At 63.9% G+C, this 7,334-nt stretch carries 9 protein-coding genes; 4 read left to right on the top strand and 5 right to left on the bottom strand.

All coding sequences use genetic code 11. From position 1 onward, the window contains the following. Together VK519_RS01095 and VK519_RS01100 are read left to right on the top strand one after the other, a co-directional pair. On the top strand, positions 1 to 420 hold a 420-nt coding region (locus VK519_RS01095; protein ID WP_324346836.1), incomplete at its 5' end, for an ABC transporter permease subunit. Next, a complete protein-coding gene (locus VK519_RS01100; protein WP_324346838.1) occupies positions 417 to 1,499 on the top strand; it encodes a sulfate/molybdate ABC transporter ATP-binding protein in 1,083 nt (360 codons plus the stop codon). The genes VK519_RS01095 and VK519_RS01100, both read left to right, overlap by 4 nt. 18 nt (positions 1,500 to 1,517) lie before the next feature. Here the strand turns inward: VK519_RS01100 and VK519_RS01105 are convergent, their stop codons facing one another. Next, entirely contained in the window at positions 1,518 to 2,264 is a 747-nt protein-coding gene (locus VK519_RS01105) for a class I SAM-dependent methyltransferase (RefSeq protein ID WP_324346840.1), read from the bottom strand. A gap of 118 nt (positions 2,265 to 2,382) precedes the next feature. Between VK519_RS01105 and VK519_RS01110 the strand changes: the two genes are divergently transcribed. Both VK519_RS01110 and VK519_RS01115 read left to right on the top strand, forming a co-directional pair. Beyond that, a complete protein-coding gene (locus VK519_RS01110; RefSeq protein ID WP_324346842.1) occupies positions 2,383 to 3,468 on the top strand; it encodes a catalase family peroxidase in 1,086 nt (361 codons plus the stop codon). Continuing rightward, complete coding sequence (locus tag VK519_RS01115) at positions 3,465 to 4,004, top strand: cytochrome b (protein ID WP_324346844.1); 540 nt, start codon at positions 3,465 to 3,467, stop codon at positions 4,002 to 4,004. The genes VK519_RS01110 and VK519_RS01115 overlap by 4 nt, the downstream gene beginning before the upstream one ends. On the opposite strand, the gene VK519_RS01120 is transcribed toward VK519_RS01115, so the two are convergent. From VK519_RS01120 to VK519_RS01135, 4 genes are all read right to left on the bottom strand, one after another. Continuing rightward, the gene (locus VK519_RS01120) at positions 4,001 to 4,390 is read right to left on the bottom strand and encodes a DUF779 domain-containing protein (protein WP_324346846.1); all 390 of its coding nucleotides are present in this window, start codon (positions 4,388 to 4,390) and stop codon (positions 4,001 to 4,003) included. The genes VK519_RS01115 and VK519_RS01120 overlap by 4 nt on opposite strands. A gap of 16 nt (positions 4,391 to 4,406) precedes the next feature. Further along, on the bottom strand, positions 4,407 to 5,927 hold the full coding sequence (gene adh / locus VK519_RS01125) for an aldehyde dehydrogenase (RefSeq protein ID WP_324346848.1): 1,521 nt from the start codon (positions 5,925 to 5,927) through the stop codon (positions 4,407 to 4,409). Positions 5,928 to 6,022: 95 nt separating this feature from the next. After that, positions 6,023 to 6,652 carry a DUF6348 family protein gene (locus VK519_RS01130; RefSeq protein ID WP_324346849.1) on the bottom strand — a complete coding sequence of 210 codons (630 nt, stop codon included), beginning with the start codon at positions 6,650 to 6,652 and terminating at the stop codon, positions 6,023 to 6,025. Between the two features lie 10 nt (positions 6,653 to 6,662). After that, positions 6,663 to 7,334 (bottom strand): TraB/GumN family protein (locus VK519_RS01135; RefSeq protein WP_324346851.1); only part of this gene is annotated, 672 nt, incomplete at its 5' end.

Below are 7,334 nucleotides of genomic sequence, written 5' to 3' on the forward strand. Positions count from 1 at the left end.
CTGGTGCTGGCCACGGTGTTCGTCACCTTGCCCTTCATTGCGCGCGAACTCATCCCGTTGATGCAGTCACAAGGTAGCGAGGAAGAAGAAGCGGCGAGGGTGCTGGGCGCCGGTAGCTGGCAGATGTTCTTCCGCGTCACCTTGCCCAATATCCGTTGGGCGCTGCTGTATGGCGTATTGCTTTGCAACGCCCGGGCCATGGGCGAATTCGGTGCGGTGTCGGTGGTCTCGGGCCACATCCGCAACCTCACCACCACCATGCCGCTGGAAGTGGAAATGCGCTACAACGAATACGACTATGTCGGCGCGTTCGCGGTGGCCTCGCTGCTGGCCTTGCTTGCGGTGTTGACGCTTGCTTTTAAGGCGCTGATGGAATGGCGTTATCGCCATGAGCTGGCGGCGGGAGGCATCCACCGATGACGCTGTCCATCCAATCCATCGGCCGGCGCTTTGGCGACACGGTGGCGCTGGCCCAGGTAAGCCTTGAGGTGAAGCCTGGCGAGTTCGTCGCCTTGCTGGGGCCTTCAGGTTCGGGCAAGACCACCTTGCTGCGTATCCTGGCGGGCCTGGACTACCCCGACGTGGGCAAGGTGTCGCTTGATGGCGAAGATTTTCTCGCCACCGACGCCCGCAAGCTCCGTGTCGGCCTGGTGTTCCAGCACTACGCCCTGTTCCGGCACATGACAGTGGCCGAGAACATAGCCTTCGGATTGCGCGTGCGATCGTGGCGCCTGCGGCCCCGACGCGCGGAGATCACCTCGCGCGTGTCCGAACTGCTTTCGCGCGTGCGACTGGATGGTTTTGGCAATCGTTATCCTGCGCAGCTGTCCGGTGGCCAGCGGCAGCGCGTGGCGCTGGCACGCGCCCTGGCGGTGGAGCCGCAATTGTTGTTGCTCGACGAGCCCTTCGGCGCACTCGATGCCCAGGTGCGCACGGGTCTGCGCCGCTGGCTGCGCGAACTGCAGGAAGAATTGGGGATTAGCACCGTGCTGGTAACGCATGACCAGGAAGAAGCCCTGGAACTGGCCGATCGCATCGCGGTGATGAACAACGGCGTTATCGAGCAATTCGGTACGCCTGAGGAAATCTATTTCGAGCCCGCCACGCCGTTCGTATGCGAATTCATCGGGCGGGTGAACCGGGTGGCGATGCGCCGTGGCACCGGGGGCTTAAGCGCCGCCGGCTGGGTGCCTCGCGGCGAGCCGTGGCACGGCCATTATCCCCATGCCACGGCGTACATCAGGCCCGAGCACCTGAAGATCGGTACGCAGGATGCACCCTGGCAGGCACTGGTTCGGCATGTCTATCTTGCAGGTAGCATCGCCCACCTGGACCTGGACGTGAGCGGCGTGGGTACGCTGGAGGCGGACGTCGCCAGCGAGGACCTGGCACGACGGAACCTCGCCGTGGGCGCGCAGGTGAGCGTGTCACCTGCGCGCTCGGTGCTGTTCGCCGGCGAAAGCGCCCGGTGGTCGTGGCAGGCCGGCGCCGGCACTTGAACCGACGCCGTGCCTTGATTACTTGGGCTTGCGGAACTTGAAGACGAACTGGTCGGTGTGACCCCTGATGGTCTCGTCGAACACTTTCTTGTCGTGGGTGTCGGCGGGGTTGGCCAGCACCTGGGATTTTCCTTCCAGGGTGAACCCGGCGGCCTTGGCCTGCTCGAGCACCAGGGCCGGATCGATACGGTGCAAGGTGGTGGTGGCACTGTCGCCACTGCCCGCCTGCGCGGCATGGTCGATCACGATGAACACGCCACCGGGCTTGAGCGCCTTGAAGACGGCCTTGTCCATGGCCAGTGCCTGGTCCTTGCCGAAGAATCCGGTGGCGTCATGGTAGTTGTCGCTGGTCCAGGCCACGTCTAGCGGTTTGTCGGTGGCGATGCCGGCCAGCGGTGCGGTAACCACGCTCACATTGGTGAAATCCTTCTCCGCGGCGAGCGCGGTGACCTTATCGGTGGCCTTGGGGTTCTTCTGGACGAATTCGGCGGGGACCACCGCATAGACATGGCCGTTGGCCCCCACCACGCCGCTGAAAATGCGCGTAAAGTAACCGCCACCGGGCATGATGTCGGCGACGGTGTCGCCCGGCTTGATGCCGGCAAAGGCAACCAGTTCCGCCGGATGGCGGGCAGCGTCCCGCGCGGTGTCTTCGGCGGGGCGCGATGCCGATTGCACGGCAGTAGATACATAGGCAGGGGGCGAGGCGGCGTACGCGGCGGGAACCGCCAGAATCAACGCGGCAAGCAGGGCTTTTGTCTTCATCGATGGTTCCTCGTGGGGTGGGAACGGCCGAGCGCATCATGCGCGCGATCCTCCCGTCCATGCAATGAAACCGGCCCAGGCCGGTTCTGCTTACACGGTTTACCGCAAAGGCACCCCCATGGCTCAAATTCCTCAAGACAACCATTCCATCATCGGCCAGTTGCGACGGAACAAGGGTGCCGCGGCGCTCATTGCCGCCGTCCTGGGTACCGTCCTGCTGCTGTTTGCCTGGGCAGGCGGATGGTTCGGCGGTCGCCTGGGGCCAGGCAAGATTGCCGACGCGCTGCAGGTACACGACGGCTTGCACGATGGTTTCCGCCGGGCCCACACCAAGGGCTATTGTTTCACCGGCCATTTCGACGGCAACGGGCAGGGCACGCGGCTTTCCGTGGCCAATGTGTTCGCACAGGGGGAATCCCGCGTGATCGGGCGCTTCTCCACCGGTGGCGGCATGCCCGACTCACCCGACGGCCGCCTGGTGTTCCGCGCCATCGCACTGTCGATCACTTCGCCCAACGGCGAGGTCTGGCGCACGGCGATGGATTCCACGGCCATCTTTCCCGTCGCCACGCCGCAGGCGTTCATGGCATTCCTCACAGCCACCTCGCCAGGTTCGGATGGCAAGCCGGACCCGGCCAAGGTGGGGCCGTACATGGCAGCCCATCCGGCGACGGTGGCCTTCGGCAAATACCTGAAGGACCAGCCGCTGGCGTCGAGCTTCGTCAACACGCGGTATTACTCGATCAATGCATTCCGCTTCGTCGGCGGCGACGGCAATACGCATGTCGTCAGGTGGTCGCTCGATCCAACGGCAGCACCTGAGTGGCTGGACAAGGACAAGCTGGCACAGATGCCTCGCGATTTCCTTTTTGACGACCTCATCAAGCGCGCAGCCGCCGGCCCGCTCACCTGGGACATGTCGGTCCAGTTGGCTGCCCCCGGCGACAAGACAGACGACGCCACCGTGCAGTGGCTTGGTGATCGTGAATCGGTAAAGGTCGGTCGATTGACGATCGATCACCTCGTCACCGAGGACGAGGGCCCCTGCCGCGACATCAACTTCGACCCGTTGGCGTTGCCTACCGGTATCAAGGGCTCGGACGATCCACTGCTTGCCGTGCGCTCGGCGGTGTATTCATCCTCGTTCCGCCGCCGAGCCGCGGAAGGTCCGCATCCTAGTTTTGCCAGGGAGCACAAGCCATGACTGAACGCTTCTGGCTTCCCGCCCGCATCCTGCATTGGCTGATGGCGATACTGGTGATCGCGATGCTGTTCATCGGCGCCGGCATGGTGTCGACGGTGAGCCGCACTCACGAGTGGCTCTTCGCCATCCACAAGCCGCTGGGCTTCATCATCTTCGTGCTGGTGATCATCAGGCTCATCGTGCGCCTGGTCCACAAGCCGCCGCCGTTGCCGGCGGACATGCCGGCCTGGATGCGACATGCAGCCACGCTGTCGCACTGGCTGCTATACGCGTTGATGTTCTTCCTGCCGCTGTTGGGCTGGTCGACGTTATCGGCTGCGGGATATCCGATCCAGCTTGCGCCGCACGTGCACCTGCCGCCGATCGCTCCACACAACCTGGCGCTCTACACCGTCCTTCGCGATGCGCACGGGTTTGGTGCCTACCTGCTGTTCTTCACGTACCTGGCCCATCTTGGCGCGGCGCTGTTCCATCATCTGGTACGCAAGGACGGCGTGCTGGCCAGCATGTTGTTCGGCAAGAACCCTGCGGGCTAAGCCTTGCCGAAGCGCCCGGCGGCGATGAGGCTGTTGACCTCGTCGTCGCCGAACAGGCGCGAACGGGTGAGGAACCTCACCCCCTCGCCATTCTCCAGGGAGAACATGCCGCCGCGGCCAGGCACCACGTCGATGATGAGCTGGGTGTGCTTCCAGTACTCAAATTGCGAGGGGCTGATGTAGAACGGGGCGTCGGCAATCTCGCCAAGCTTGACGTCGTTGTCGCCGACGATGAAGTCGTCTTGCGGGTAGCACATCGGCGAGGAACCGTCGCAGCAGCCTCCGGACTGATGGAACAGCACCGGGCCGTGCCGCTGGCGCAGCATTTCGATCAAGGCTTCCGCGGCGGGGGTGGCAATGACCTGTTCGGCGACGGTGCTGTCCATCAATTCGGACTCCCTGCTAGAAGAAGCCAAGCTTGTTGGGCGAGTAACTCACCAGCAGGTTCTTTGTCTGCTGGTAGTGGTCGAGCATCATCTTGTGGGTTTCGCGGCCGATACCCGATTGCTTGTAGCCACCGAACGCCGCGTGGGCCGGATACGCGTGGTAGCAGTTGGTCCACACCCGGCCGGCCTGGATGCCGCGGCCCATGCGGTAGCAGGTGTTGGCCTGGCGGCTCCAGACGCCGGCGCCCAGGCCATAGAGCGTGTCGTTGGCGATGGAAAGCGCTTCGTCCTGATCCTTGAACGTGGTGACCGAAAGCACCGGGCCGAAGATCTCCTCCTGGAAGATACGCATCTTGTTGTGGCCCTTGAATACCGTGGGCTCGATGTAATAGCCGTCCTTGAGGTCACCATCGTGGCTGGCGCGACCGCCGCCGGTAAGCACCTGCGCGCCCTCCTGTTTGCCGATGTCGATGTAGGAGAGGATTTTCTCCATCTGTTCACTGGAAGCCTGCGCACCGATCATCGTGGACTTGTCGAACGGATTGCCCATCTTGATCTTCTTCACCCGGTCGATCGCGCGTTCGATGAAGGCCTCGTAGATCGATTCCTCGATCAATGCACGGCTGGGGCAGGTACAGACCTCGCCCTGATTCAGGGCGAACATGGCAAAGCCTTCCAGCGCCTTGTCGAAGAAGGCATCGTCGTGGTCCATGACATCGGCGAAGAAGATGTTCGGCGACTTGCCGCCCAGTTCAAGGGTCACGGGGATGAGGTTCTGGCTGGCGTACTGCATGATCAGCCGGCCGGTGGTGGTCTCGCCGGTGAAGGCGATCTTGGCGATGCGCGGATTCGAAGCCAGCGGCTTGCCGGCTTCAAGCCCGAAGCCGTTGACGATGTTCAGTACGCCCGGTGGCAACAGGTCGCCCACCAGTTCCGCCCAAACCAGGATGCTGACCGGTGTCTGCTCGGCGGGCTTGAGTACCACGCAATTGCCCGCGGCAAGGGCGGGCGCCATCTTCCACGTGGCCATCAGTAGCGGGAAATTCCAGGGGATGATCTGCCCCACCACGCCCAGGGGCTCGTGGATCTGGTAGCTCACGGTGTCGTGGTCGATTTCGCCGATGGAGCCTTCCTGTGCGCGGATGCAGGAAGCGAAGTAGCGAAAATGGTCGATCGCCAGGGGCAGGTCGGCAGCCAGCGTTTCGCGCAGCGGCTTGCCGTTGTCCCAGGTCTCGGCATGGGCGAGCATCTCCAGGTTCGCCTCCATGCGGTCGGCGATCAGGTTCAGGATGCGCGCGCGGTCGGCTACCGAAGTGCGGCCCCACGCATCCTTGGCCGCGTGGGCTGCGTCGAGCGCAGCTTCGATGTCGTCTTTATCCGAACGGGGGATTTCGCAGAAGGCCTTGCCGGTGACCGGGGTGATGTTCTCGAAATATCGCCCCCCGGCGGGCTCCACCCACTTGCCGCCGATGAAATTGCCGTAGCGTGCCTTGAAGGGCACGTGGGTTTCCAGGTGGTGTTGTTCGAGCTTGGTCATGGCGGGTGTCCTTCGGGGCAAGGGGACTCCATCCTACGCCCGTCGCCGCGGTGCTACCTTCCGCGCCGCACCATCCTCAACCGCTGCACGATTTTTTAATAGTCGCGAACGTCCACCAGCAGCAGCCACCGCGCGGAGTTCTCCGCCTGCGGCCAGTCTCCCGATGACAAGGCGGTTACACCCGGGCCCCAGGGCTGGTTGTCCAGCGTGGCCAGGGCGCGTTCGTTGCCGTCGGCGTCGCGGGCGTGGAACAGGTTCGCCCAGTGCAGTTCCGCGGTGAGCGATTGTGCGCGCAACGCCGCAAGCACGGCCTCGCGCACATTTGCAGGAATATCGGCCACGCCACGCAAGCCCGGCTTGCCGGCGAACACGTCCCAGGTGTTCAGTCCGCTGTCAAAGGCGCCGACGTCGAGCTTGCGATCATCGGTGACGTACCAGCAGGCGGCGAGCAGCGGATACAGCGCCTGCCGCTCGAAATCGTCCAGCGCATCGCGGCAGCCGCGCTCGCCGTAGCCGGGATAGGACAGCTCGATGGTCCGCTCCTCGGCCGCCACCACGTCGATATCCAGGTGGCCCGGTTCGTCGCTGCGGCCGGCGTGCCAGGTGGCGCGGATGGCCGGGAAATCGCCATCGGTCACCAGCCAGTCTTCGTCGTCGTCTTCCAGCTCCACGTCGTGGCTGACAAACATCTCGCGCAGGCGCGAGGCCAGGGCCGGTCCGTTCATGGCGGGCTCCTTAAGGGCTGGTCGGGGTGGTGGCATCGTCGTCATCGGGCGCGGTCACGGTGTAACCGCGCTTGCGCAACTCCGAGAGCGAGCCATTCGGGTCGATAAGGTCTTCCATCGGCAGCATGGCGAAGCTCTGCCTGTGGTTGGTGATGGCCTGGATGGCATAGGACAGCCACAACGTGCGCAGCTTCGTGAGCATGTCGCTGATACCCAGCCGTTTGGCGATGCCGGCCTCCGCCACGGTGTTCAGGCAGATGTCCCAGCGATCCTGCACCAGGTACTTGCGCAACGCCGGCACGTCGCCGGTGGCCCAGGCGTTGGCGCGCACGGTAAGCGTGCCCAGCCGCTTGTCGATGTTGTCCAGCGTCTGGTGGAAGCACTTGACGTCGTCCAGCGTGGAGGCCTTGAACTGCTTGACGGCTGCGCGCGGCTCGGCGATCTCCACCTCGTACTGCACCGGCTGCACCTCAACGCCGTGGGTCTTGGCCAGGTCGTCGACGGTGCCGGCGATGTTGGTCTTCTGGCGCAGGCCGATGCCCTTCACCGCTTCGTTGTAAAGCTTCAACGCCGCGAAGATGGGCCGGTAGTTCTCGATCTTCTTGTTCTTGCCGATGTACTCCTCCTTCAGCTTCAGCCAGAGGGCGTAATCGTTGGCAGGCACGGCGTCCTTGAGGTTGCC

It is taken from the genome of Pinirhizobacter sp., from assembly GCF_035317885.1.
GTDB lineage: Bacteria > Pseudomonadota > Gammaproteobacteria > Xanthomonadales > Rhodanobacteraceae > Pinirhizobacter.

Excerpts from the sequence above, each read along its gene's own strand:
- VK519_RS01100 (WP_324346838.1), top strand. The coding sequence starts at position 417 with ATGACGCTGTCCATCCAATCCATCGGCCGGCGCTTTGGCGACACGGTG.
- VK519_RS01105 (WP_324346840.1), bottom strand. The coding sequence starts at position 2,264 with ATGAAGACAAAAGCCCTGCTTGCCGCGTTGATTCTGGCGGTTCCCGCC.
- VK519_RS01110 (WP_324346842.1), top strand. The coding sequence starts at position 2,383 with ATGGCTCAAATTCCTCAAGACAACCATTCCATCATCGGCCAGTTGCGA.
- VK519_RS01115 (WP_324346844.1), top strand. The coding sequence starts at position 3,465 with ATGACTGAACGCTTCTGGCTTCCCGCCCGCATCCTGCATTGGCTGATG.
- VK519_RS01120 (WP_324346846.1), bottom strand. The coding sequence starts at position 4,390 with ATGGACAGCACCGTCGCCGAACAGGTCATTGCCACCCCCGCCGCGGAA.
- adh (WP_324346848.1), bottom strand. The coding sequence starts at position 5,927 with ATGACCAAGCTCGAACAACACCACCTGGAAACCCACGTGCCCTTCAAG.
- VK519_RS01130 (WP_324346849.1), bottom strand. The coding sequence starts at position 6,652 with ATGAACGGACCGGCCCTGGCCTCGCGCCTGCGCGAGATGTTTGTCAGC.